This window comes from Haematobacter sp. (assembly GCF_032102465.1).
In the GTDB taxonomy this organism is placed as follows: Bacteria; Pseudomonadota; Alphaproteobacteria; order Rhodobacterales; family Rhodobacteraceae; genus Haematobacter.
In genome coordinates this window covers 119,004-144,264 of sequence record NZ_DAMDHB010000002.1, presented here as the reverse complement: position 1 = coordinate 144,264, position 25,261 = coordinate 119,004, and the positions used below count along the sequence as shown (strand labels likewise).

Sequence of the window (25,261 nt, the reverse complement as noted above, 5' to 3'; positions counted from 1 at the left end):
TCCGCAAGCGGATCGACGAAATAAGTCCCACAGCGCTTCGGCGCTAAGGGTTTCCCAAGGCTCACTCCTCCTCCCCGAGCCTCGGAAAATGGCGGCGACCCCCTCCTCCTCCCTGGGGTCGCCGCTTCCCTCCCTCTTCCCGATACAGCTTGTGCCAGAGCCGCGCCTTTCCACATCCGGCGCGCCGTCGGCCATCTGGCGCGTCAGCGAAGGTCTGCGCCGCGGCCCTGATCTGCGAGCCATTGGCCAAGCGAGGGCAGCCAGGCGCCGTCTCGTCCCACAAGCGGTTCGGCGGCGGTCAGCGCGTTCAGCACAGCCTCCTCCGTCGCCTCGGCGGCAGCACGGAAGGCGAGATCGATCTGCTCCTCCGCCAGGACGCGGGGCGAGAGGAAGGCCGAGCCATCATGTGGCACGGGGTCCGCCGTGGTGAAGGCCAGCGCAATATCGCCGCTGCCATTGCCCCAGAAGCTGCCCAACCGTGCGAGCCCCGCTCCCGCCCGGCGGGCGATCCGGGTAAGCTGACGGCTTTCCAGCGGCAGATCGGTTGCTAGCAGGATGATGACAGAGCCCCGCTCCGGCGTGGCAGGTATCATCCCCTCGGGCCGCGGGCGCCGCCCGTCCGGCAGGACAAGATCGCCGGCATTGCCGAAATTGGCCTGCACCAGCGCGCCCAGAGTGAAGCGCTCTCCCCCGACCTCCATCACGCGAGATGAAGTTCCTGTTCCGCCCTTGAAGCCAAAGGCGGTCATGCCGGTGCCGCAGCCGACGGATCCCTGTTCCACCGGCCCGCTCTGCGCGGCATCCAGAGCGGCCTCCGCATCCGCTTCCGTCACGGCCAGCGCCCGGATATCGGAAAGCACCCCGTCATTGCATTCGCACACCACCGCGTTGACGGTCGATGTCTCCCGCCCGATGGCAGGATCGGCGGCCAGCGCCCGCCGGATCAAAGCGGTTGTGCAGGCGCCCACGGCAAAGGTGTTCGTCAGCAGGACGGGGCTTTCCAAGGTGCCCAGCTCCTCCACCTGAACCAGCCCTGCCGACTTGCCGAAACCGTTGATGACCGCGACCCCCGTGCGAAGCTTCTGACGGAACATGTCGCCAGGATGCGGAACGACCGCCGTCACGCCGGTATTGATCTGCCCGTGGCGAATCGTCCTGTGCCCGACCATGACCCCCGCCACATCGGTGATGGCGTTGAGCGGGCCGGGGGGAAGAATACCGGGGACGATCCCGAAATCACGGATGAGCATCGGAGCCTCTCAGAGACGACCCGCCTCGATCAACCGCTTCAGGAAGGCCTGTGTCCTCTCCCCCTGCGGCGCGCCGAAGATCTGATCTGGCGGACCCTGTTCATAGACCTTGCCGTTCTGAAGGAAGCAGATGCGGTCCGCAACCTCCCGCGCGAAGCCCATCTCATGTGTAGCGAGCACCATGGTCATCCCCCGCTCCGCCAGATCGCGCACGATGTCCAGCACCTCCGCTACCAGCTCCGGGTCGAGCGCCGAAGTGATCTCGTCCAGCAGCAGCAGCATGGGATCCATCATCAGCGCGCGCACGATCGCGACCCGCTGCTGTTGGCCGCCGGAAAGCCGGTCGGGATAATCCTTCGCCTTGTGAGCAAGCCCGATCCGGTCCAACAGCATCATCGCCTTTTCCTCCGCCACGCGGCGGGAGAGGCCCAGCACCTTGACCGGAGCAAGGGTGGCGTTTTGCAGCACCGTCATGTGCGGAAACAGGTTGTAGCCCTGAAAGACGATGCCGATCTCGCGCCGGAGCGCATCCAGATCGACGCCCGGCCCGGTGATCCGCTCGCCATGAATGCGGATCTCGCCTTCGTTGATCTCCTCCAGCCTGTTGATGCAACGGAGGAGGGTTGATTTCCCACAGCCGGATGGCCCGATCAGGCAGACGACCTCATGTTCGCCCACGTCGAGCGTCATGCCGGAGAGGACCTCCATCTGGCCGTAGCGTTTCACCGCATGATCAATTTCGACAAGTGCCATGGATCAGCCCCCCGAACGGATGCGTCGCCGGTCGCGCTCCGTCAGCTTGTCGACGAGCCGGGCCTGCGGAATCGTGATGAGGATGAAAAGGATCGCCACGGTCGTCACGGCGGAGAGGTTGAAGTTGTTCGCGGCTATGATCTTTGACTGGTTGAAGGCGTCGATCGTGCCGATGATCGCGACGAGCGCGGTGTCCTTCTGCAGGCTGATGCAGTTGTTCATCAGCGGCGGAACGATGCCCCGCAGGGCCTGCGGGATCACCACATAACGCATGGTGCGTGCATGGGAGAGCCCGAGCGAGCGGGCGGCTGCGATCTGGCTTTGGTGCACGCTCTCGATGCCCGCCCGGTAAACCTCCGAGGTATAGGCCCCGTAGGTCAGCGTCAGCGCGATGATCGCGTAGGAGGTGGAGGACAGGTTGGAAAGAACAGGCAGATTGGTTAGCGGCAAGCCGAAGCCGATCAGATAGATGGTGATGATCGCGGGCAGCCCGCGAAACAGATCGCCATAGATGATGGCGAGCGTACGGATGGGCTTTCCCGCCTCTCCCGGCAGCGTTCTGGCGATGGCGACGGCAAGCGACCAGATCAGGATCAGCACCCAGGAGACCGAGAAGATGACGATATTCGTCCAGAAGGCGGCGAGAATCTTGCCGGCCGAGGCGGCGATGAGCGACAGGTCGAAGAACGTCCGGCTGACAGCCGCATCGTTGACCGTAAGAAACCATGCCCCGGCGGTCAGGATCAGGAGTGCGCCCGCATAGGACATGGCCCGGAAGCCGAGATCGGATGCCAGCGCCCCGAAGGCCCGTGCAGTCGTGGGTTCCGCCGCCCGGCCCGCGGCCCGTGCCGTCGCGACCGCCCGGCCGCCGATCCAGACCACATAGGCCGCGAGTGCCAGGCACAGCGCCCCGACCAGCGTCACCGGGAGCGCTTTCCACCCCTGGGAGACGAGGTATCCGCCGATGTGCTGCACCGAAATCGCCACGATCGCGAAGGTGAGCATTCCGACGGCAAGCCCGGTGGCGGCGCGGCCCATATGGGTGCGGATGCGGTTCCGGGCGCGCCATTCGGCGGCGCGCCCCTCGTTGCCGTGTTCCTCGACCACGGTCATCGGCTCAGTATTTCCAGACGGGAATGTCAGCCGGGGATACGCCGCCCCACGACGGTTTGAGGTAAAGGTCGGAAAGCTTGTCGAGCGACCCATCGGACTTGAGATCGGCGATGATCTGGTCGATGACCGGCTTGGCTTTCGAGCCCTTGGGATAGATGCCAGCCGTCTGACAACCGGTTTCGTACTGCCCGACGGTCTCCAACTTGCCGTTCGACGCGGCGACCTGACCCATCACGATGGACAGTTCCGTCATCACCGCGTTGACGTTGCCAGCCGCTGCGGCGGTGAACATGGCGCCCGTATCGTCGAACACGCTGAGGTTCTTCACCCCGAGCTTGTCCTGAGCGAACGGGACCATCGTCGTACCCGCCTGAGTCCCGAGCTTCACGTCCCGGATATTTGCCTCCGTCACATCGGCACCCTTCTTCGCAGCGATACCATAGGCGGGGAAGGCATAGGGCGTAGAGAAATCGACAACCTTCTTGCGCGGTTCGGTGACGGAGATCAGCGCGAGCGCGATGTCGTAATCGCGGTTCTGCCCCGCCACGATCGATTCAAAGGAGGCGTTCTCCAGCTTCACCTTCTCCAGACCCAGCCGATGCGCGATGTTCACGGCCATACAGAACTCGAACCCGTCCTTGATCGTCTCGGGCGTGTCGCCGTTGAACTGACCAACCGCGGGGAGGTTGATGATGACGGTGAACTGCCCCGGAACAGCCGGTTCGATGCTGGCCGCCCCCTTTTCGCCATAGAGCGGGCAGTCCCCATAGCCCTCGGACGCATGAACGGCGGGGGCGAGGGCGAGGGCCAGCGCCGCCGTGGCGGCCTTGAGCAGGATTTTCGTCTTCATTTCCGTGTCTCTCCTGTTGGTTTTTGTATCAGTTTGTTTGGGCGGGCTGAGCAGAGACCTCTGCAAGGTAAAGGGTCTGCAACCGTCGGGTCAGCGGGCCGGGGCGCCCGTCGCCGATGCGGCTCTGCCCGATGCGGACGACCGGCGTGACGAGGCTGGTGGCGCTGGTCTGGAAGGCTTCCGTGGCGGCCTCCGCTTCGGCGGTCGTGAATCCGCGCTCTTCCAGCACCAGACCGGCTTCCGCAATAAGCTTCAGGACGGCGGCACGGGTGCAGCCGGGCAGGATCGCCCGCGAATTGCCGCGTGTGACCAGCGTGTGGCCGCGGATGATGAAGGCGGAGGCGGAAGCACCTTCGGTGATGACACCGTCCTCATGCAGCCATACATCGGTATAGCCCGCCCGCTGCGCCGCCTGCTTGGCCAGCACCTGCCCGAGCAGCATCGTCGTCTTGATGTCCCGGCGCATCCAGCGAAGATCGGGTTGCAGATCGACGGCGATCCCCTCCCGCTGCGCTGCGGTATCGAGAAGCTGCTTTTGCTGGGTGAAGACGACGAAGGTTGGCGACAGCCCCGCGGCGGGCAGGAAATCCCGCTCCTGTACCCCGCGCGACACCTGCATATAGACCGTACCCTCCTCGAGACCGTTCGCGTCGACAAGATGGCGCTGTATCCGCTCGATCTCCGGCAGCGGCCTCGGCAGCGGAATTCCTATCTCCGCAAGGGAACGCTCCAGCCGCGCCAGATGCCGGTCATTGTCGATCAGCCGGCCGCCGATCACCGCCGTCACCTCGTAGATCGCATCCCCGAACAGGAACCCCCGATCCATGAGGGGCAGCGTCGCCGCCTGCAGGGGCAGGAATTCCCCATTGATATGGACGATGCGGGGCATGGCTGGCGTCTCCGGTTCTGTGCTGCAACGTTAAGCCGGGGGCGCACTCCAAAACCAATGCTCAATTTTTCCGACACCAGTCCGTTTTTGCATAACCCCTCTTGTCAGGCGCAATGGCTCGCGTAGGAAGGGTTGGAGAGGGTCGCGACATGGAACTGAAGTGGCTTGAGGACTTTGAAATGCTGGCGAATACGCTCAGCTTTTCACGCGCGGCGGAGGCGCGTCACGTTACCCAGTCCGCTTTCAGCCGCCGTATCCGGCAGCTTGAAACCTGGCTGGGTGCGTCGCTCATCAATCGGGCGACGGTGCCGGCCGAGTTGACCCGCGAGGGGCGCGCGTTCCTGCCCGTGGCGCAGGAGGCGATCCGCGCCTTTTATGCTGCGCGGGATGCGTTGCGACCGCAGATTGCCGACCATGCGCAGGTGACATTTGCGGCTCTTCATACGCTCACCGTCACGTTCTTTCCCGGCTGGCTGGACCGGCTCACCGCCTCCGTACCCGACCTTAGAAGCGCAATCATCCCGGATCGCGGGGGGATCGAGGCCAACCTTGGCGCATTGACCGAAGGGGAGGCGGACCTCTTTCTGACCTATGCCCACCCGACAGTGCCGTTCATCCTCGATCCGCAGCGGTTCGACCATCTGGTGCTCGGGACGGAGCGGGTGCTGCCGGTCGCCGGTGTGGAGGTGCGGACATCCTGCGGGGCGAGCCTGCCCGGTGAGGCGCTGCTTGACCGTACGATCGCCGCAGGGGAGCGGATGCCCTATCTCTGCTATGGGGAATCGTCGTTCTTCGGCGTGGCGCTGGGGCGCCTGTTCGGCAAAAGGCCGGATCTGCTGCGTGATACCGTGCATCAGAACACGATCTGCACAGGGTTGAGGACGCTTGCGCTGGCCGGGCGCGGGGTCTGCTGGCTGCCGGAGACGTTGGTCACCGATGATCTGTCGGCGGGACGCCTGCGCCTTGCCAGCACCGACCCTGCGTGGACGATGGAGGTTCAGATACGCCTTTACCGCCCCGCCACTCTCCGCCGCCCGATTGTGGAGCGTATCTGGCGGACGGTGGCGGGAGGCTTGGATCAGTCTTTGCCCTGAAGGCCGCGCAGTTCCGCAACCGTGCGCCGGAGGATCTCGCCCGCGCGCTCCTGTACCTCGGGCGGAGCCTCGCGCAGATCGAACAGTGCGGCCCGGAGCGCCATGCGCATTTCGGAAAACGGCCGCTTGTGCCGGCCATCATCTCCTTCGCTCCGGCGCATTTCATCAAAGCGATCACCCGCACGACCTATCGCACTTCGCAACGCTTCGACGGCTTCCTGCGCATCGGCAAGATGCGCGCGACCGGCCTCCGTGGGGCTGTAGGACCGCCGGTTGCCATCGGTTTGCGCTTCGGCCAGGCCGGCATCCTCCAGATAGGAGAGTGCGGGATAGATCACCCCCGGGCTTGGCACATACAGTCCCTGGGACAGTTCCTCGACCGCGCGGATGATCTCATAGCCGTGGCGCGGCTGCTCCGCGATCAGGGAGAGGATCAGCAGTTGCATCCCCTCTGCGGAAAGCTTGCGCCCGCGCATGAACCGCCGCTCCGAAAAGCGGGGCTCGCCGTCCCTGCGAAAGGGGGAGCCACCGCCGCGCCGCCCCTCGGGGCCTGGATGAAAGCGATGGTGATGGTGGTGATGATGAAAGATATGTCTCATGTTTTCTCCTTAAGATATATCGTAAGATATGTCTGAATATCTCACGCACAAGACCCTTACGCTGAAAACTGGTGGAGCCGGATTTCGTCTGTCACCAAACTCCGAAGACGACGCGCAGCGGGAGAAAGCGCGCGCCCTCGTATCGTCAGCACATCATAGGGCGGCACGATGACAGGCATTGCCAACTTCAACGTCTTCAGCCCGGAAGCGCGGCCCCCATGGGTCAGGAGAGCCGCGACTTCCGACGCCATCGGCCCGATCGCGTCGGAGTCCCGCAACAGAGCTATCATGAGCACCAGCGAGGATGTCGCTATGACATCCGCTGGAACGGGCGCATTGTTCCGCAGGAGCGCGCGCTCCACCGCCAGACGGATCGGCGTGCCCCGCTCCTGAATGATCCAGGGATGGTCAGACAGGGCCGTCACAGGGACGTCGGCCGCGCCGGCAAGCGGATGGCCGTCTCGCACTACGAAGTGGACCATCTCCACCTGGCCTGCGGTGATCTCGAACGCCGCTGCATCCGCATCACCGGGAAGCCGCGCCACGACAAAATCGTACTCCCCTGCCTCCAGCCCCCGCACGAGCTGCGGTGAAGGGCCGACATCCAGCCGAAGTTCAACGTCGGGAGCCAGCGCCTTCAGCTTTCGGACAGCAGGCACAACATAGCCAACCGCGGGCCCTGTCACGGCCCCGGCCCGGACAAGGCCGCCGCGTCCCTCCGTCATCTCCTGTACCTCTCGGGACAGGTCGGTCATCGCAGTCATCATTCCCTGCGCGCGACGAATGAGAATGCGCCCAAGCAGGGTGGGCGCCATGCCGCGCGGATGACGCTCGAAAAGCGGCGCGCCGACGATCCGTTCGATTTCCGAAAGCATGCGCGATGCAGCAGGTTGCGTGAGCGCCAGAGCCTCCGCCGCAGACTGAAGGCGCCCATGTTCCGCAATCGCGGCGATCAGGCGGAACTGCGACAGTTTAAGGGCCAGAAGCGCCGACATAGATATACCATAATCGATATGTCAAACAGCCATAAACTCATTTGTATGATATGTCGAAGCCTTCTACCCTTGCGACATCCGTGGGAGCGGAGACCGGTCATCGCATCGGTCAAAGGGAGGGGAAAAGCATGAAGATCAGGGCATTCGCGGCGGCGGTCGCGATGATGGCGTCGTTTGCGGCAGTTCAGGCCGATGCGCAGTCCAAGGGACTTGTCGGCATAGCCATGCCGACCAAATCCTCGGCGCGCTGGATCGATGACGGCAACAATATGGTCAAACAGCTGCAGGCTGCGGGCTACGACACCGATCTGCAATATGCCGAGGATGATATCCCGAACCAGCTTGCCCAGATCGAAAACATGATCACCAAGGGCGTGAAGGTTCTGGTGATCGCCTCCATCGACGGCACGACGCTGACCAACGCGCTGGAGAATGCAGCCGCCTCGGACATCAAGGTCATCGCCTATGACCGGCTGATCCGCGAGAGCGACGCGGTGAGCTACTACGCCACCTTCGACAACTTCAAGGTAGGCGTGCAACAGGCCACGAGCCTGGTGAGCGGGCTGAAGGAGCGCTTCCCGGACGTGAAACCGTGGAACGTGGAGCTGTTCGGCGGTAGCCCTGACGACAACAATGCCTTCTTCTTCTACAACGGCGCGATGTCGGTTCTTCAACCGATGATAGACAGCGGTGAGGTGGCGATCCCGTCCGGCCAGATGGGCATGGACAAGGTGGGCACGCTGCGCTGGGATCCGGCGACGGCGCAGTCGCGGATGGATAACCTTCTGTCGGCACAATACGGCAACCGGACGCTGCACGGCGTGCTGTCGCCCTATGACGGGCTGTCCATCGGCATCCTGTCGTCGCTGAAGGGTGTGGGCTACGGCTCCGGTGGCATGAAGATGCCGATCGTCACGGGGCAGGACGCGGAGGTGCCTTCCGTCAAGTCCATCAAGGCGGGTGAGCAGTATTCCACCATCTTCAAGGATACGCGCGCGCTTGCAGCAGTGACGGTGAAGATGGTCAACGCCGTTCTGGAAGGTTCTGAGCCCGAGATCAACGACACGACCACCTATGACAACGGTGTCAAGGTCGTGCCCTCCTACCTGCTGGAACCGGTGCCGGTGGACAAATCGAACTATGAGCAGGTTCTTGTCGGCTCCGGCTACTACTCCGACGCGCAACTGAACTGACAGCCCCATGCCCGTCGCAGGAGCGGCGGGCTTTTTGCAGGCGGGAGGGGCCATGGCGACACTTCTGGAAATGCGCGGGATCGGCAAGAGCTTTCCCGGTGTCCGCGCGCTCGACCGGGTGGACCTGAGCGTTGAGACGGGAGAGATCCACGCCATCTGCGGAGAGAACGGCGCCGGAAAATCGACGCTGATGAAGGTGCTGTCCGGGGTCTATCCGTATGGCAGCTACGAAGGCGACATCGTTTACGACGGCAAGCCCGTCGCCTTTGCCGGGATACGCGACAGCGAGGCGCAAGGCATCATCATCATCCATCAGGAGCTGGCGCTTGTCCCGCTGCTCTCCATTGCGGAGAACCTTTTTCTCGGCAACGAAGTAGCCGCGCGAGGGGTCATCAACTGGCCGCTCGCCTTCCGCCGCACGAGCGAGCTTCTGGCCAAGGTCGGTCTGTCGGAAGTGCCGACCACGCGGGTGGAAAAGCTCGGGGTCGGCAAGCAGCAGCTCATAGAGATCGCCAAGGCGCTGGCCAAGGACGTCCGGCTCCTGATCCTCGACGAGCCGACTGCGGCCCTGCAGGAGAATGACAGCCAGAAACTTCTGTCCTTGCTGCTGGAACTGAAGAAGCAGGGCGTCACCTCCATCCTCATCAGCCACAAGCTGAACGAGATCGGGCGGGTCGCGGACAGGGTGACGGTGATCCGCGACGGCTCCACCGTGGCCACGCTGAACCGCGCCGAAGTGACCGAGGACCGGATCATCCGCGACATGGTGGGCCGCGACCTCGCCAACCGCTACCCCGACAGGGAGCCGCAGGTCGGCGAGGTGCTGATGGAGGTGCGGAACTGGAACGTCTGGCACCCCGACCTGCCCCGGCAGGTGATCCGCGACGCGGGCTTCACTGTGCGGCGGGGAGAGATCGTGGGCATCGCCGGGCTGATGGGTTCGGGGCGGACCGAGCTTGCCATGAGCCTTTTCGGCCGGAGCTACGGGCGCAACATTTCGGGTGACGTGGCGATCCGCGGAACCCCTGCCGATCTGACGACCGTCAACCGGGCGATCGACGCGGGGCTTGCCTATGTGACGGAGGACCGCAAGGGTCTGGGCCTCATTCTGGAGGAGCCGATCCTGCGCAACATCTCCCTCGCCAACCTGCGGGGCGTATCGCAGAAAGGCGTCCTGTCGCGCGGGCGGGAGCAGCTCGTCGCCGAGGGCTATCGCAAGGATATGCGCATCCGTACGCCCGGGGTCTTTCAGCGTGTCGTGAACCTTTCGGGCGGAAACCAGCAGAAGGTGGTGCTGTCGAAATGGCTGTTCACCGAACCGCAGGTGCTCATCCTCGACGAGCCGACGCGGGGCATCGACGTAGGGGCGAAATTCGAGATCTACGGCATCATGAACAGGCTGGTTGCCGAAGGGAGGGGGATCGTCATGATCTCGTCCGAGATGCCGGAACTCCTAGGCATGTGCGACCGGATTTACGTGATGAACGAGGGGCGGATTCTGGGTGAGCTGTCGCGGCAGGACGCCAGTCAGGAGCGCATCATGGCCCTCATAATGCGGGATGCGGCACGGGCGCGACCGGAAACCGGTCCCGCTGGTCCGCCGCCGGGAAGACCTGAGGATCACGCGCCTCCTTCCCCCCCGAGGGAGGCCACGCTGTGAGCAGCCTCGATACCGACAAGACCCCCACACGGCCAAAGGGCATCGGCGCGCATCTGGGCGGCCATTTGCGCGAAAACGGAATGATGCTGGCGCTGGTCGCCATCGTGATCTTCTTTCAGATCATGGTGGGCATGCAGGGCGTGGATTTCTTGTCCGCCCAGAACATTACCAACCTGTTCCTGCAGAACAGCTACGTCATCATCATGGCGCTCGGCATGCTGCTCGTCATCGTGGCAGGGCATATCGACTTATCGGTAGGGTCGGTCGCGGCGTTTACCGGCGCGGTATCGGCGGTTCTCACCGTGCAGCTTGGCTGGCCGGTGTGGGCGGTGATCCCGACGGTTCTGCTCGTCGGTGCGCTGATCGGGGCGGCGCAGGGGTACTGGGTTGCGTTCTGGCACATTCCCTCCTTCATCGTGACGCTGGCGGGGATGTTGGTGTTCCGGGGCCTGACGTTGTGGTTGCTGGCCGGGCAGAATATCGGACCATTCCCTCGCGCGTTTCAGGGGCTTTCCACCGGGTTCATTCCCGACCTGTTCGGCGTGGGGCGGCCCAACGTCACCACGCTGGCCCTTGCCGGGATCGCGGCTGTCGCCATCGTCTGGACGGGCCTCAGGGCGCGCCGGCATGACGAGGCATTCGGGATAGAGCCGGAGCCGATCGCTTTCTTCTGGCTGCGCAACATCGCCGTCGTGGCGGCGCTGATGTTCGTGGCGTGGAAGCTGGCCTCCTTCCGGGGCCTGCCGAACGTGGTGCTCATCATGTCGGTGCTGATCGTCCTCTACGCCTTCTTTACCGAACAGACGACAACGGGGCGACGCATCTACGCTCTCGGCGGCAATGAAAAGGCGGCGCGGCTGTCGGGTATCCGCACCGACAGGCTGGTGTTCCTGACCTTCGTCAACATGGGGGTTCTGGCGGCTCTGGCGGGAATGATCGTCACCGCGCGGCTGAATTCCGCAACCCCGAAGGCGGGGGTTGGGTTCGAACTGGACGTGATCGCGGCAGTGTTCATCGGCGGCGCTTCCATGTCCGGGGGGGTAGGGCGGATCATCGGCGTCGTGATCGGCGCTCTCATCATGGGCGTGATGAACAACGGCATGTCGATCATGGGGATCGGCATTGACTATCAGCAGGTCATCAAGGGGCTCGTTCTGCTCGCGGCGGTGATCTTTGACGTTTACAACAAACGGAAGCAGGGCTGATCCATGCTCTTGTCACAACTGAAGGCGGGCGGCGTTGCCGTCCGTCCCCGTGCCGGTGCGCAGGCCCGGCTGATAGCGGATGCCACCATCCTCGCGCTGGCGGAGGAGGCGATCAGGCGACGTGCTCCGCTGAGCGCGGTGCTGCCCGAGGGGGGAGAGGCGGTCGATCTGCGCCGTCTGGCCGCCGAGGGGGCGCTGGACGTTCCGCTTCGCCATCCGGAACCCGCGCGCATGTTTCTCACAGGGACGGGGCTGACCCACACCGGGTCGGCCGCCGCCCGGGATGCGATGCACGCTTCCGCAGAAGGCCTTTCTGACAGCATGAAGATGTTCCGTATGGGTATGGAGGGGGGCCGTCCGGCCGCGGGCACCATCGGGGTGCAACCGGAGTGGTTCTACAAGGGCACGGGCCTCAATGCGGTGGCCACCGGCGACCCGCTTTTCAGCCCCGGTTTTGCGCTGGACGCAGGAGAGGAGCCGGAAATTGCCGCCTTCTATCTGATCGGCCCGGATGGCACCCCTTTCCGGGTGGGGTTCAGTCTGGCAAACGAATTTTCGGACCATGTGACGGAGCGCATCAACTATCTGTTTCTCGCCCATTCCAAGCTGCGCCCGGCCGCTTTCGGGCCTGAACTGCTGGCGGGGCCGCTTCCCGACGATATCCGCGGCACGAGCCGCATCCTCCGGGATGGCCAGGTGATCTGGGAGAAACCCTTTCTTTCGGGAGAGGCGAACATGAGCCACACGCTGGCCAATCTGGAGCACCACCACTTCAAATACGACCTGTTCCGGCAACCGGGTGACCTGCATGTTCATATGTTCGGGACGGCGACCCTGTCCTTTGCCGATGGAGTGAAGGCGGAGCCGGATGACGTGTTCGAGCTCTCCGCTCCCGCCTTCGGACTGCCACTTTCCAACCCTCTGAAAGTGACGGATGCGGAGTGTCGCCCCGTCGCTGTCACCCCGCTCTGATGAATCTGTCTACCGCGACCCCATGTTGATGGAGACTGGTCAATGTCCCGATTCACGCCGAAACCGTGGCCGCGCAAGCTCAGGTCGCAGGAGTGGTTTGGCGGCACTTCCCGCGACCATATCTATCACCGGAGCTGGATGAAAAATCAGGGTTTCCCGGCCGACCTCTTCGACGGGCGCCCGGTGATCGGCATCCTGAATACCTGGTCGGAGCTTACCCCGTGCAACGCGCATTTGCACGACCTGGCGGAGCGGGTAAAGCACGGCGTCTATGAAGCTGGCGGGTTTCCCGTGGAGGTGCCGGTATTCTCCGTGGCGGAGTCGAGCTTCCGCCCTTCCGCCATGATGTTCCGCAACCTGGCTGCGATGGCGGTGGAGGAGGCGATCCGCGGCCAGCCGATGGACGGCTGCGTGCTGATGGTAGGCTGCGACAAGACCACGCCCTCGCTGCTCATGGCGGCGGCATCCACGGATCTGCCCTCCATCGTGGTAACGGGCGGGCCGATGTTGAACGGCTGGTTTCGGGGCGAGCGGGTGGGATCGGGCACCCATCTGTGGAAGTTCTCCGAAGCGGTGAAGGCCGGGGAGATGACACAGTCCGAGTTTCTGGAAGCCGAAAGCGCCATGTCCCGCAGCCCCGGCTCCTGCAATACGATGGGCACTGCTTCCACGATGGCGAGCATGGCCGAGGCGCTCGGCATGGCGCTTTCGGGCAATGCCGCCATCCCCGCAGTGGACAGCCGGCGCCGGATGATGGCGCAGCTGACGGGCCGGCGCATCGTGCAGATGGTCAAGGATGACCTGAAACCGTCCGACATCCTGACGCGCGATGCGTTCGAGAATGCAATCCGCACCAACGGCGCGATCGGGGGCTCCACCAACGCGGTGATCCACCTTCTGGCGCTGGCTGGCCGGGTGGGGATCGACCTCACACTCGATGACTGGGACCGGCTCGGCCGCGATGTGCCGACCATCGTGAACCTGATGCCGTCGGGCAAATATCTGATGGAGGAGTTCTTCTACGCAGGCGGCCTGCCCGTGGTCATCAAGCGTTTGGGGGAGGCGGGGCTTCTGCACAGGGACGCGCTCACCGTTTCCGGGCAGACGGCGTGGGAGCAGGTGGAGAATGTGACCAACTGGAACGAGGACGTGATCCTGCCCGCCGAGCGCCCCTTGACCGATCACGGCGGCATCGCGGTTCTGCGGGGCAACCTCGCGCCGAACGGAGCCGTGCTGAAACCCTCTGCCGCCAGTCCGCATCTCATGCAGCACCGGGGCCGCGCCGTGGTTTTTGAGGACATCGACGATTACAAGGCGCAGATCAATGACGAGGCTCTGGAGATCGACGAAACCTGTGTGATGGTGCTGAAGAATTGCGGGCCCAAAGGCTATCCGGGCATGGCGGAGGTCGGCAACATGGGCCTGCCGCCCAAGGTGCTGCGAAAGGGCATCACCGACATGGTCAGAATTTCGGACGCACGCATGTCGGGCACTGCCTATGGCACCGTGGTCCTGCATACCTCGCCGGAGGCCGCGGTGGGTGGACCGCTCGCCGTGGTGCGCTCGGGTGACATGATCGAATTGGATGTGCCCGCCCGGAGCTTACGGCTCGATATTTCCGAGGCGGAGCTGGCTGCCAGGCTTGCGGACTGGCGCCCCGAGATCCATTCGCCGGAAACCGGGTATGCACGCCTTTTCCACAGCCACGTGCAGCAGGCGGACACCGGGGCGGATTTCGATTTTCTCAAGGGGTGTCGTGGGGCGGCCGTCGGCAAGGACAGCCATTGATGCAGCGCGGGGTGGAGTGGATCGCTGCGGATTGGGGAACGACCAACCTCCGCCTGTGGGCGATGGCGGCGGATGATCGGGTGCTCGCCCGGAGGGCATCGGAGGAGGGAATGGGCCGTCTCTCGCCCGAATGCTACGAGCAGGCGCTGATACGCATGGTCGGGGACTGGCTGCCGGAAGGCCGCGTGACGCCGGTGCTGATCTGCGGCATGGCGGGCGCGCGGCAGGGCTGGGTGGAGGCGGGGTATCGCCCGGTTCCAGCGCATCCGCTCGGCCTGCCGCTCACACGCGTGCCGACCTCGGATCCCCGCATTTCCGTCACCATTCTTCCGGGGCTTTCTCAGGAAAGCCCTGCCGATGTGATGCGGGGGGAGGAAACCCAGATCGCGGGCGCGCTGGCACTCCGCCCCGGACTTGCCGGGCCGCTGTGCCTCCCCGGAACCCACAGCAAATGGGCAGAGGTGGAGGCAGGGCGCGTGATCCGTTTTACCAGTTATCCGACGGGCGAACTCTTTGCGCTTCTGTCGGAGAAGTCCGTACTGCGGCACGGGTTGACGGGGGAGGGGGAAGATTGGTCGGCTTTCGACGCCGCTGTTGCCGCCACCATCGCGGCACCCGCGCGCGTCTGGGCAGAGCTGTTCCCGCTCCGGGCGGCATTTCTGTTGCACGGCCTGCCCGCAGCCGCGGGACGTTCACGACTCTCGGGCCTGCTCATCGGGGCGGAACTTGCAGCGGCGGAACCCCGGGGAGAAGTCACGCTGATCGGTGCCGGCCCGCTTATGCGGCGCTATGCGCGTGCATTGCGCATCGCAGGCGTAACCACCCGACAGATCGAGGCGGAAGATGCCGTGCTGGCGGGGCTTTCCGCCGCGCGCGCCTTGTGGAAAGAGGCGGTATGAGAAACATCATCGCCATCCTGCGCGGCATCCGACCTGAGGAAGCCCTCGCCCATGCGGAGACGCTGCTGGATGCGGGTATCGAGGTGCTGGAGGTCCCGCTCAACTCCCCCGATCCATTCGACAGCATCGCCTTGCTTGTCGAGCGTTTTGGGGCGCGGGCAAGGATCGGTGCCGGCACCGTCCTGACGGTGGCGGAAGTCGCGCGGCTTGCGGAGATCGGCGCGGCGCTCGTCGTCTCACCCAACTCGGACGCGCGGGTCATCCGCGCCACCCGGGCAGCGGGAATGGAAAGCTGGCCCGGCGTCATGACACCGACCGAGTGTTTCGCGGCGCTGGAGGCGGGGGCAAGCGGGCTGAAGTTCTTTCCCGCCTCTATCATCGGACCGTCCGGCCTGTCGGCCATGCGCGCGGTCTTGCCGCTCGGAACGCCCCTCTATGCCGTAGGGGGCGCGGGACCGGCGAGTTTTGCGGAATGGTTTCGGGCCGGAGCCAGCGGCTTCGGCATCGGCTCCGCGCTTTATCGGCCGGGGCAGGACGCTCTCACGACCGGCCTGAAGGCACGGGAAATCGTCGCCGCCTATGATGCCGCGATAAGGAAATCGGGATGAGAGTTCTTCACGATACGGCCGCAGAGCTGGGGGAAGGCGCCTTCTGGCATCCGGAGCGGCAGGCGTTCTTCTGGTTCGACATCTTGCACAAGCGCCTCCACGCTGTTCAGGCCGGTACACTGCAGGTCTGGGAGATGCCGGAGATCGCATCGGCCCTTGGCTGGGTGGACCGGGACAGGGTTGTCCTGTCGACGGAGACGGGACTACACCTGTTCGATCTCGAAACCGGGGAGAAACGACAACTCGCCGCGATTGGGGCGGATGACCGGTCAAGCCGGTCCAACGATGGGCGCGCGGATCCGTGGGGTGGCTTCTGGGCTTCCGTCATGGGCCGAAAGGCGGAAGCGGGGCGGGGCGAAATCTGGCGCTGGTGGGAGGGAGAGCTGAGGCAGGTCGTGAATGGCTTGACCATCCCCAACGCCATCTGCTTCGACCTGTCCCTCGCCCGCGCCTATTACGCCGATACTGCGCGAGGTATCGTCTGGAAACAGCCGCTCGATCCCAAGACAGGCTGGCCGGAAGGGGTGCCCGATGTCTTCCTGGACCTCTCGTCCGAGGGGCTGAACCCGGACGGCGCCGTAGTGGATGCCGAGGGGCGGTTCTGGAACGCGCAGTGGGGGGTAGGGCGCGTGGCAATCTACGGCTCGGATGGTCGGTTTCTCAACGCCCTCTCCGTGCCCGCACGGCAGCCGAGCTGTCCGGCCTTTGGCGGTCCCGGATATCGCCATCTTCATGTCACAAGCGCATGGGAGGGTATGTCGCAAGCGGAGCGTGCAGCCGACCCCAACGCAGGCAAATCCTTCGTGGGGGAAGTGGAGGCACAGGGACTGCCGGAGCCGCGAGTTCGGGTTTAGTCAGTCCTCGAAAGGCGCAACCTCCCGCCGTCTGCCGAGAAGGAAAGCGTCTGCGACATGCCGGAGCGGGGAGACATCCACATCCGACGCACCCTCATCGATGAGGGTGCGGAACCTTGCGTAGAGACGGCGGTACTCACTGTCCGGTTCGGCCATCCGCTCCACCCCGTCAACCGACAGGATGCTCCCCCCTTTCGACAGCAGAACCGGGCCTTGCTCGGTGTCCAAAGCGATATCCCAGGTCTGCGGACCGGTTTGCCGCCAGTCGAAAATCACCGTCACCGGCACACCGCTTTCCGTGCGGAATGTCAGATCGGCGGCGATGGGCGTGGCGCGGTTGGCAGGGAAAGAGAGGTCCGCATGTGCAAGGAACATCGTCTCCGGCAGGATGCGCGTGACAATGGAGAGCGCGTTGATACCGGGGTCGAAGACACCCAGCCCCCCCGGCTCCCATATCCATGCCTGGCCCGGATGCCAATGGCGCACATCCTCCTTCCACGTGACATGCACGGCGCGGAGCTTGCGCCGGCGCAGGAGGTCCCGCGCCGGTGCGACGCCGGCAGCCTCCCGAGAGTGCCATGTCGCGAAAAGTGTGAGCCCGCGGGCCTCCGCCAGCTCGACCAGCGCCGCGATTTCCGAAAGGGTGGCACCGGGCGGCTTCTCCAGCATCACATGTTTGCCTGCCAGCAGGGCCGCGCGCGCCTGATCGAAACGCCCCTGCGGCGGGGTGCAAAGCGTGACGGCTTGAACATCGGGCGCGGCGCGGAGAAGCGTATCGATATCGGGAAAGGATGGAATGCCCGGCAGCGTGGCATTCCTGCTTCCTATGGCGCGGAGGTCCAGCCCCGCTGTTTCCCCAATCGCCGGAAGATGTTGATCCCGCGCAATCTTTCCAAGGCCGATGAGGCCTAGTCCGATGGTCATTCCACCCTCCCGCGACCACACCCGTGATCGGGGATAACCCTATTGCGGCACCGGACGGCGGTAAAGGACGTTACCCGCTGCGGCTGCCGGTTCAACGCAGAAAGGCGCGAAACTGCTTGAGCGCGAGTGCGAAGAGTGCAGCCCCGATGACAAGCAATGCCAGAAATTGTGGCCAGACCACGGCAAATCCAGCCCCTCGGAACAGGATTGCCTGGGACAGAATGACAAAGTGGGTTGTCGGCGCACCGAGCATGATATTCTGGATCACCTCTGGCATGCTCTCCCTTGGTGTCATACCGCCGGAAAGAATCTGAAGCGGAAGCAGAACGAGAATGAGGAGCAGGCCGAACTGCGGCATGCTCCCGGCAATCGTCGCCAGAAAAATCCCCAGCGAGGTCGTTGCGAAAAGCATGAGGACGGTGCCCGCCAGAAACAGCAGCAGTGAGCCCTGCAACGGCACCCCGAGCCAGATCTCCACCACCAGCTTCAGGCTGACGGCCGCCGCCACCAGCACGATCAATCCCATGGCCCATACCTTGGAAATCATGATCTCCAGCGCGGTGACCGGCATGACCAGAAGATGCTCCACCGTGCCATGCTCCTTCTCGCGGATCAACGCCGCGCCCGTCAGAACGATGGACAGGAGCGTAATGGAGAAAGTTACGTTGTTCACCGCACTGAACCAGGAGGTATTCAGCTGCTGATTGAATTTTGCCCGAAGCACCATATCCACCGGCACGGCACCGGCCTGGCGCGTGCGGGAGAGATATTCGGAGATCTCGCTCGATACGATCTGCTGTATGTAACCTGCGCCGGTAAAGGCCTGCGACAAGCGCGTTGCATCCACGTTCAACTGGATTTCGGGTCGTTTTCCTGCAAGCAGATCCTGTTGGAAATTCAGGGGGATATCGAGGGCAAAGGTGTCCAGACCTGCGTCCATGCGGTTGTCCATCTCGGCGATCTGTATGTCGCTCGGTGCCACGAAATAGGGTGGATAGAAGGCGGAACCGATTCTCGCAGAGACCTGTGACCTGTCCTCGTCCACGATGCCGATTGTCGCGCGGTTCAGCGTCTGCGGCGTCGCACGAGAGGAGGAATAGACGGAAAGCGTGAAGCTGTAGACGATCAGCACCATCATTATCGGATCGCGGAGCAGTCCGACCAGCTCCTTCAAGCCCAAGTTCCAGATGTTCTGAACGCGCATGTCACCTGGCCTGTTTTTGAAGCAGCATGACACCAAGCCCCATGATGATCGGCGCAGTAATTGCCAAGGACCACATATCCCGCGAGAGTTCGGCGAACCCCAGACCCTTGGAAAAGACCCCGCGAGAGATCGTCACAAAGAAACTCGTGGGATAGATGCGCCCGACGAATGCCCCGACACCTTCGAGCGAGGACACGGGATCGATCAGCCCGGAGAATTGCACCGCGGGGATCAGCGTGAGCAGCGCTGTGCCGAAGATCGCCGCCGTCTGGCTGGAGATGAAACTGGACACCAGGAGGCCGAGTCCGGTTGCCGCAATCGCATAGAAGAACGCGGCGACCGCAAGAGTGAGGAAATTCCCTGTTAGCGGGACCTGAAAGACCGTCGTGGTCAGCAGCGTGAGAAGCAGAAAGTTCAGCATCGCCAGCACCACGTAGGGCAATTGCTTGCCCATCAGGAACTCAAGCCGCGTCACCGGGGTCACATAGAGGTTGATGATGGACCCCAGTTCCTTTTCCCGCACCACGGAAAGAGCCGTCAGCATCGCCGGGATCACCAGAAGCAAGATGGGGATGACTGCGGGCACGATGGCATAGATGCTGCGCAGTTCCGGATTGTAGCGATAGCAGATTTCCAGCCCATAGGCCCCCGCTGCGGCAGCCTCACCAAAACGCTCGCCGATCTGGCGTGCAAGCCAGCCGGAATGCAGGCCCTGCACATACCCGCGTACCGTTTCGGCACGCTGGGGATTTGCCCCATCGATCCAGACGCCGATTTCGGCGGCATCGCCGCGAGCTACGGACCGTGCGAAGCCGGACGGGATTTCCACCGCAAGGGCGAGCTTTCCCTGCTGCATCCGGCGGTCCATGTCCTCATAACTGGTCAGCGGTGCCTGCTCCACGAAATATCGCGAGCCGGAGATATCAAGCGTATAATCGCGGCTCAGGTTGGTCTGATCCCGGTCCAGCACGGCAAAGGACAGGTCCTCCACATCCATATTGATACCATACCCGATGACGAACATCAGAATGACACTGCCGAGAAGCGCCATGGTAAGCCGGATCGGATCGCGCAGCAGCTGCAATGTCTCCAGCCGTGCGTAGCTGAGCAGGCGGCGAACATCGAAGCTCCGCATGACCGGCTCCTCTCGCGCGACCTGCTCAATATCGTCGGCGCTGCCGGTTTCGGCGTTGGCGCCCTGTGCCTCCTCCAGATAGGCGATGAAGGCTTCTTCGAGCGTCTTCGCGCCTTTGCTGTCGATGATCGCCTGGGGCGTATCGCTGATAAGAACACGCCCTGCATTCATGAAGGAAATACGATCGCAAAGTGCGGCCTCGTTCATGAAATGGGTGGAGACGAAAATCGTCACCAGGTCCTTTCGGGACATGTCCGCAAGAATGCGCCAGAAGTTCGCACGTGCGATGGGATCCACGCCCGAAGTCGGCTCATCAAGGATGAGGATTTCGGGTTTGTGGATCGTCGCAACGGCGAGGGAGAGACGTTGGCGGATGCCGAGCGGCAGGTCATCCGGCAGCGCCTCCATCACGGTGGAAAGGTTGAAGCGTTCCTCCGCCTCGGCAATGCGGGCGGGAATATCATCTTCCGGTATTTCGAAAAGGAGCGCGTGGAGCTTCAGGTTCTGGCGCACCGTAAGCTCGCTATAAAGCGAAAACGCCTGACTCATGTAGCCGACACGTCGCCGGATGGACATGTCGTTCGAGTCCACCTCCCTGCCAAATAATCTGGCCGTCCCTTCCGTTGCGGGGAGAAGCCCTGTCAGCATCTTCATCGTGGTTGTCTTGCCCGAGCCGTTGGAGCCCAGAAAGCCGAAGATTTCCCCTTTTTCGATGCGAAAGCTCACATCGTTGACGGCAGTGAAATCGCCGAACTTCATCGTGAGATGTTCGGCCTCGATGGCGATCGTCTGATCGCTCCCGGCGGGCCGTGGCGGCATCACCATTTTGCTGCCGCCCTCCTGCGCTTCTTTTGGCAGCAGGCTCACAAAGGCATCGTCGAGCGTCTCTGTCCCGGTCTGTTGCAGCAGATCGGCCGTTGGGGAGGAAGCAAGAATCTTCCCCCCATTCATCGCTATCGTCCAGCCGAACCGCTCTGCCTCCTCCATATAGGCGGTGGCGACGATCACGCTCATTCCGGGGCGTGCCTTGCGGATGTCGTCAATCAGATCCCAGAACTGGCGGCGGGAAAGCGGATCCACTCCGGTTGTCGGCTCATCGAGGATCAGGAGTTCCGGATCGTGGATCAGCGAGCAGCAGAGGCCAAGCTTCTGTTTCATCCCCCCAGACAGCTTGCCCGCCGGGCGATCAGCGAAGGCAGACAGACCGGTCGCCCGGAGCAAGCCGTCGATACGCTGCGTGCGCTCTTCGCGATCCTGCCCGAAGAGCCTGCCGAAGAAATCGACATTCTCAAAGACCGACAGCGTGGGATAGAGGTTCTTGCCAAGCCCCTGCGGCATATAGGCGATGTCGGGCATGATCGCCGTGCGGTGCGAGTCGGAGGCGATGTCACCGCCGAGGACCTCCACGGTTCCGACCTGTATCTCGCGCGCGCCGCAGATGAGCGAGAGAAGGCTCGATTTCCCGACCCCGTCTGGGCCGATAAGCCCGATCATCCTCCCTTTCGGGACGTCGAGCGTGATGTCATCCACAGCGACGGTCTTGCCGTAGGTCTGGCTCAATCCCTTGATGCGGACGACATATTCCTCCGCCCGTTTTTCGTCAGGCCCAGGCGATACGTCGCTGTTGTCGGTCATTGCACGACGTTCCGAAGATTCTCGGGCCATTCCGTGTCAGCATCTATCTTTACGTAGGCGGTGCCGGGCAATCCGGTCTTCACCACGTCGAGGTACTTTCTGAGCAGGTCAGGGGACACGCGAGCGCGGACGCGGAACATCAGCTTCTCCCGCTCATCCGCCGTCTCCACGGTCTTCGGTGTGAACTGAGCCACGTCGGCAACGAAGCTGATGACGGCGGGGATCACATCCTGTGGCGCTGCATCCAGAACAATGCGCGCTTCAGAACCCACCGCTAGTCGACCCGCCTGCGCGGTCGGCAGGAAGAAGGTCATGTAGACATCCGCGAGATCGACCAGATTCAGCACTCTGCCTCCTCCGGCGAGTACCTCTCCCTCTCTGGCGACCAGATATTGCACGCGCCCGTCACGCGGAGACGTCAGGGTCGAGTCGTTGATGGAGGATGCGATCGCGTCGATGGATGCTTCTGCGGCGGCGACGGCAGCATTCGCATCCACAACGGCTGCGCGGGCCGCCCCGATCCCCGCATCAGCGGCGGCCGATTGGGCTTCTGCGGCAGCAAGCGCCGCCTTGGCCTGCTGTGCCCCGCCGCGGTCGTTGTCAAGCGTCTGCTTGGAGAGGTTATCGTTCTTGGCCAGTGCTTCCGACCGTTGAAGCCGCCGATCCGCCACATCGAGAGCGGATTGATATTGGTCCACGACGGCCAGCGCCTGACGCTTCTCTGCCTCCCGCTGTGCGACGACGGCATTGGCCGTTTCCACCGAGATCCGGGCCCGGTCCCGTTCGGCCTCCGCTTGTCGGCGCTGCGCCTCCAGCTGGACGATATCCATGCGGGCCAACACCTGACCATGCTGGATGAGGTCACCTTCGGCGACGAGCAGCTTGTCCAGGCGCCCCGCACTCAGCGCGGAAATGTCGATTTCCGTGGCCTCGATGCGTCCGTTGCCGGAAGCGATACCGGACGGAAGGCCCGGCTCGTTGAACCGCTTCCAGGCCGCGTACCCACCTACGGCTGCGATCAGAACCAATCCCGCCAGCACCCAGCGCTTGTCGATCTTCGCCATCACCAGCCTCCAGCTGTACTGCTTCTCACGGTATCGCTTAATTTCACGGTTTCAATCTCCACTGTGGCCCTTCTTCGCAGAAGCATGAATATGACATAATTATAACTACGGCATTTATGGATACGGCAAATGCATGCCCAAGCGTGGAGCTCCTGCCATGCTACCTGATCAGAACCGGTACCAGTCACCTTTGCTGGCCCTTATCCACGCGGTGCGATGCACGGGATCAGTATCGCATCGCAGCGGACGGCGCAGGACCGGCCAAACCCAAGACCCCGGTCGTTACCCCGGCCTCGATTTTCGAGCTAACCTGCCCGCCCCGCCATTCCGTATTTGCAGGGTCACAATTGTGCGCTAAATATTCACTAATATAGATATATTACGCTAGGACATTCAGCCTGGCATCGTCAGGCCGCTTTCGAGTGCAACGACGACTATGAGGATGCAGGCCCATTACTTCGACGTCGCCATGGCGATGGCGGCGGACCGCCGTATTGGTTGCGTGGTTTCGGCTACAGGCTGCTAAAAAGCGCTTTCATGCCTGTGGGGAGTGGAAATCGTTCAAAATCCGGTCGGAAATTTACCCACTTCGGATTATTCCGAGGTTCAATTTTCCAATTTCCAAAGCATAGACAGGATACTCCAAGGCTTTTTCACCAGTCTGCTGCGCCCGCGCAGTAACCAGCCTTGAGCGCGAAGGAATATAGCACTCCGCACCTTGCCTCCGACCTTCAGTGGCGGCTCGATCTTGGTGTTCGGTCATCCCTCGGGGCCTGTTCCGGCAGGCAAATGGCGCTGTGAAGGATTCTGGCGGCCTCGGATTGCGGTTCGATAGCCGACAGCAAGGTCGTTAAAGCGCGCGCCCTGAACCGCAATGTGATCACGCATGACCCGTGTCACCCTTGCTTCGTCGCCATCAGCCAGTGCCGCTACGATCAGCCTGTGCTCCCGAAGGGATTCGGCCAGCCGCCCCCGGACCCGAAGTTGCAGGCGGCGGAAAGGTTTGAGCCTGCGGTGCAACCGCTCAGCCTCGGCCGCCAGGAACCGGTTGCCGCTGGCATGATAGATCAATTGGTGGAACGTCTGGTTCGCGCGATAATAGTCGTCAAGATCGTTCCGGTGGACTGCGTTCTCGCATTCCACAAGCGCTGCCTGAACATCCTTCAGTTCGGTGTCGGTCATACGGCGCGCGGCGTAGCGGCCGCAAAGCGCCTCTATCTCGGCCATGACATCGAACATCTCGACAATCTCGTCCAGCGCCGGAAAGCGCACAAATGTGCCGCGCCGCGGACGAAGTTCGAGCAGGCCAGACGCTGCAAGAGATTGAAATGCCTCGCGAAGAGGCGTTCTTGACACCTCGAGCTGCTCCGCCAGCTTCACTTCGTCCAGCCTTTCGCCATCAGCGAAAAAACCCTCGACGATCATTTCCTCAAGAGTCCTGCGAACCTTGTCGGTACGCCGATCGGGCGGGAATGGCTCCATTTTGCATCCTCTGCTGGCGCTCGTGTATACAATAAGCTTGACGTAGCATGCACACAACGCCAACCTTGCAGCGTCGCGTGGCAGCGCGTCACCTTTGGGAGGAGGTCACATGCAGTTTTTCAAGGTTGCAGCGCTTGCTGCGATCCCGTTCATCTCGACTGCAGCGGGTGCAACGGAATTGCGGCTTTCACATCAGTTCGCCCCCGGTGATCTGCGGCACAAGATTGCGCAGATGGTCGCCGATGAGGTCGCCGCCGCGGATGTCGATCTTACTATCAGGATTTTTCCGTCCGGCTCTCTTTTCAAGGCCACAGAGCAGTATCTGCCGTTGAGCCGGGGCCAGCTGGACATGACGGTGTTCCCCCTGTCCTACGCCGGGGGCCAGCGCCCAGAATACAACCTCACGCTCATGCCCGGCCTCATCAAGAGCCACGACCATGCCGCGCGGATGAACGCCTCGCCTTTCATGGGCGAAATCGAGAAAATCCTGAACGAGGACGATATCGTCACACTCGTGCATGGCTATCTGGCGGGCGGCTTCGCGAGCGTGGACAACTGCATTCGCAAGCCGGAGGACGTGAAAGGAAAGACGGTGCGCGCCGCCGGCAAGGGGTTTGAGGAGATGCTGCAGGCCGCAGGCGCCTCCATTTCGTCCATGCCCTCGTCGGAAACCTACAACGCCATGCAGCAGCATGTTCTTCAGGCGCTGAACACCTCCTCTTCCTCCTTCGTCTCCTTCCGGCTTCAGGAACTGGCGAAGTGCTACACGCCCGCGGGCGATGTTGCGCTGTGGTTCATGTATCAGCCGCTGCTGATCAACAAGACGACCTTCGAGGAACTGACGGAGGACCAGCAGAAGGCGCTGCGGGACGCCTCGGCCAAGGCTGAAGCCTACTATCTTGAGGAGGCCAAGAAAGAGGATGCGACCTCCACCGAAGTCTTCCGCGCCGCCGGTGTCGAGATTGCCGAGATGACCCCGGAGGATTTCGCGGCCTGGAAGCAACTGGCCGAACAATCCTCCTACGCGATCTTCGCAAAAGACGTGCCGGACGGGCAGAAGCTGCTCGACATGGCGCTGTCGGTCGAGTGAGCGGG

The 25,261-nt window shown here is 63.0% G+C and carries 22 protein-coding genes; 10 read left to right on the top strand and 12 right to left on the bottom strand.

What is annotated here, in order from left to right:
• Window positions 1-203 precede the first annotated feature (203 nt).
• The 5 genes from RT513_RS02910 to RT513_RS02890 are packed head-to-tail and all read right to left on the bottom strand — an operon-like array spanning window position 204 to window position 4,855.
• Window positions 204-1,250, bottom strand: coding sequence for a P1 family peptidase (locus RT513_RS02910; protein WP_290689094.1), 1,047 nt, complete (start codon window positions 1,248-1,250; stop codon window positions 204-206).
• Between the two features lie 9 nt (window positions 1,251-1,259).
• Window positions 1,260-2,003: an amino acid ABC transporter ATP-binding protein gene (locus RT513_RS02905; protein ID WP_290689096.1), complete on the bottom strand. Its 744-nt coding sequence runs from the start codon at window positions 2,001-2,003 to the stop codon at window positions 1,260-1,262.
• 3 nt (window positions 2,004-2,006) lie between these two features.
• On the bottom strand, window positions 2,007-3,116 hold the full coding sequence (locus RT513_RS02900) for an amino acid ABC transporter permease (protein ID WP_290689098.1): 1,110 nt from the start codon (window positions 3,114-3,116) through the stop codon (window positions 2,007-2,009).
• Window positions 3,117-3,120: 4 nt separating this feature from the next.
• On the bottom strand, window positions 3,121-3,966 hold the full coding sequence (locus RT513_RS02895) for an ABC transporter substrate-binding protein (RefSeq protein WP_290689103.1): 846 nt from the start codon (window positions 3,964-3,966) through the stop codon (window positions 3,121-3,123).
• Window positions 3,967-3,994: 28 nt separating this feature from the next.
• Window positions 3,995-4,855, bottom strand: coding sequence for a D-amino-acid transaminase (locus RT513_RS02890; RefSeq protein ID WP_290689105.1), 861 nt, complete (start codon window positions 4,853-4,855; stop codon window positions 3,995-3,997).
• Between the two features lie 149 nt (window positions 4,856-5,004).
• Here RT513_RS02890 and RT513_RS02885 point away from each other — a divergent pair, with 149 nt between their 5' ends.
• Window positions 5,005-5,949, top strand: coding sequence for a LysR family transcriptional regulator (locus RT513_RS02885; protein WP_290689107.1), 945 nt, complete (start codon window positions 5,005-5,007; stop codon window positions 5,947-5,949).
• On the opposite strand, the gene RT513_RS02880 is transcribed toward RT513_RS02885, so the two are convergent.
• Complete coding sequence (locus RT513_RS02880) at window positions 5,934-6,548, bottom strand: PadR family transcriptional regulator (RefSeq protein ID WP_290689110.1); 615 nt, start codon at window positions 6,546-6,548, stop codon at window positions 5,934-5,936. The two genes, RT513_RS02885 and RT513_RS02880, sit on opposite strands and share 16 nt — an antisense overlap.
• A gap of 56 nt (window positions 6,549-6,604) precedes the next feature.
• Window positions 6,605-7,543 carry a LysR family transcriptional regulator gene (locus RT513_RS02875; protein WP_290689112.1) on the bottom strand — a complete coding sequence of 313 codons (939 nt, stop codon included), beginning with the start codon at window positions 7,541-7,543 and terminating at the stop codon, window positions 6,605-6,607.
• Window positions 7,544-7,671: 128 nt separating this feature from the next.
• On the opposite strand from RT513_RS02875, the gene chvE reads away from it, so the two are divergent.
• From chvE to RT513_RS02835, 8 genes are read left to right on the top strand one after another with little or no spacing between them, the layout of a single operon-like run.
• Window positions 7,672-8,736, top strand: a complete 1,065-nt coding sequence (gene chvE / locus RT513_RS02870; RefSeq protein WP_088214697.1) for a multiple monosaccharide ABC transporter substrate-binding protein — start codon at window positions 7,672-7,674, stop codon at window positions 8,734-8,736.
• 52 nt (window positions 8,737-8,788) lie between these two features.
• Window positions 8,789-10,396 (top strand): multiple monosaccharide ABC transporter ATP-binding protein, encoded by a 1,608-nt coding sequence (gene mmsA / locus RT513_RS02865; RefSeq protein ID WP_290689114.1) that lies wholly within the window; start codon window positions 8,789-8,791, stop codon window positions 10,394-10,396.
• Complete coding sequence (gene mmsB / locus RT513_RS02860; protein ID WP_290689116.1) at window positions 10,393-11,601, top strand: multiple monosaccharide ABC transporter permease; 1,209 nt, start codon at window positions 10,393-10,395, stop codon at window positions 11,599-11,601. Before mmsA ends, mmsB begins: the two co-directional genes overlap by 4 nt.
• A 3-nt stretch (window positions 11,602-11,604) precedes the next feature.
• Window positions 11,605-12,573 carry an AraD1 family protein gene (araD1, locus tag RT513_RS02855; RefSeq protein WP_290689118.1) on the top strand — a complete coding sequence of 323 codons (969 nt, stop codon included), beginning with the start codon at window positions 11,605-11,607 and terminating at the stop codon, window positions 12,571-12,573.
• A gap of 42 nt (window positions 12,574-12,615) precedes the next feature.
• Window positions 12,616-14,361 (top strand): L-arabinonate dehydratase, encoded by a 1,746-nt coding sequence (gene araD, locus RT513_RS02850; RefSeq protein WP_290689120.1) that lies wholly within the window; start codon window positions 12,616-12,618, stop codon window positions 14,359-14,361.
• Entirely contained in the window at window positions 14,361-15,260 is a 900-nt protein-coding gene (locus RT513_RS02845) for a 2-dehydro-3-deoxygalactonokinase (protein ID WP_290689122.1), read from the top strand. Before araD ends, RT513_RS02845 begins: the two co-directional genes overlap by 1 nt.
• Entirely contained in the window at window positions 15,257-15,868 is a 612-nt protein-coding gene (locus RT513_RS02840; protein ID WP_290689124.1) for a 2-dehydro-3-deoxy-6-phosphogalactonate aldolase, read from the top strand. The genes RT513_RS02845 and RT513_RS02840 overlap by 4 nt, the downstream gene beginning before the upstream one ends.
• The gene (locus tag RT513_RS02835) at window positions 15,865-16,722 is read left to right on the top strand and encodes an SMP-30/gluconolactonase/LRE family protein (RefSeq protein ID WP_290689126.1); all 858 of its coding nucleotides are present in this window, start codon (window positions 15,865-15,867) and stop codon (window positions 16,720-16,722) included. The genes RT513_RS02840 and RT513_RS02835 overlap by 4 nt, the downstream gene beginning before the upstream one ends.
• Here RT513_RS02835 and RT513_RS02830 read toward each other — a convergent pair whose 3' ends face one another.
• From RT513_RS02830 to RT513_RS02810, 5 genes are all read right to left on the bottom strand, one after another.
• On the bottom strand, window positions 16,723-17,646 hold the full coding sequence (locus RT513_RS02830) for a Gfo/Idh/MocA family protein (protein WP_290689129.1): 924 nt from the start codon (window positions 17,644-17,646) through the stop codon (window positions 16,723-16,725).
• A gap of 91 nt (window positions 17,647-17,737) precedes the next feature.
• Window positions 17,738-18,850, bottom strand: coding sequence for an ABC transporter permease (locus RT513_RS02825; RefSeq protein ID WP_088214705.1), 1,113 nt, complete (start codon window positions 18,848-18,850; stop codon window positions 17,738-17,740).
• Window position 18,851: 1 nt separating this feature from the next.
• Entirely contained in the window at window positions 18,852-21,620 is a 2,769-nt protein-coding gene (gene rbbA, locus RT513_RS02820; protein ID WP_290689135.1) for a ribosome-associated ATPase/putative transporter RbbA, read from the bottom strand.
• Window positions 21,617-22,684, bottom strand: a complete 1,068-nt coding sequence (locus RT513_RS02815; protein WP_088214707.1) for an HlyD family secretion protein — start codon at window positions 22,682-22,684, stop codon at window positions 21,617-21,619. The genes rbbA and RT513_RS02815 overlap by 4 nt, the downstream gene beginning before the upstream one ends.
• Window positions 22,685-23,443: 759 nt before the next feature.
• Window positions 23,444-24,166 carry a GntR family transcriptional regulator gene (locus RT513_RS02810; protein ID WP_290689137.1) on the bottom strand — a complete coding sequence of 241 codons (723 nt, stop codon included), beginning with the start codon at window positions 24,164-24,166 and terminating at the stop codon, window positions 23,444-23,446.
• A 109-nt stretch (window positions 24,167-24,275) separates the two neighbouring features.
• Between RT513_RS02810 and dctP the strand changes: the two genes are divergently transcribed.
• Window positions 24,276-25,256 carry a TRAP transporter substrate-binding protein DctP gene (dctP, locus tag RT513_RS02805; protein WP_088214379.1) on the top strand — a complete coding sequence of 327 codons (981 nt, stop codon included), beginning with the start codon at window positions 24,276-24,278 and terminating at the stop codon, window positions 25,254-25,256.
• The last annotated feature ends 5 nt before the right edge of the window (window positions 25,257-25,261 follow it).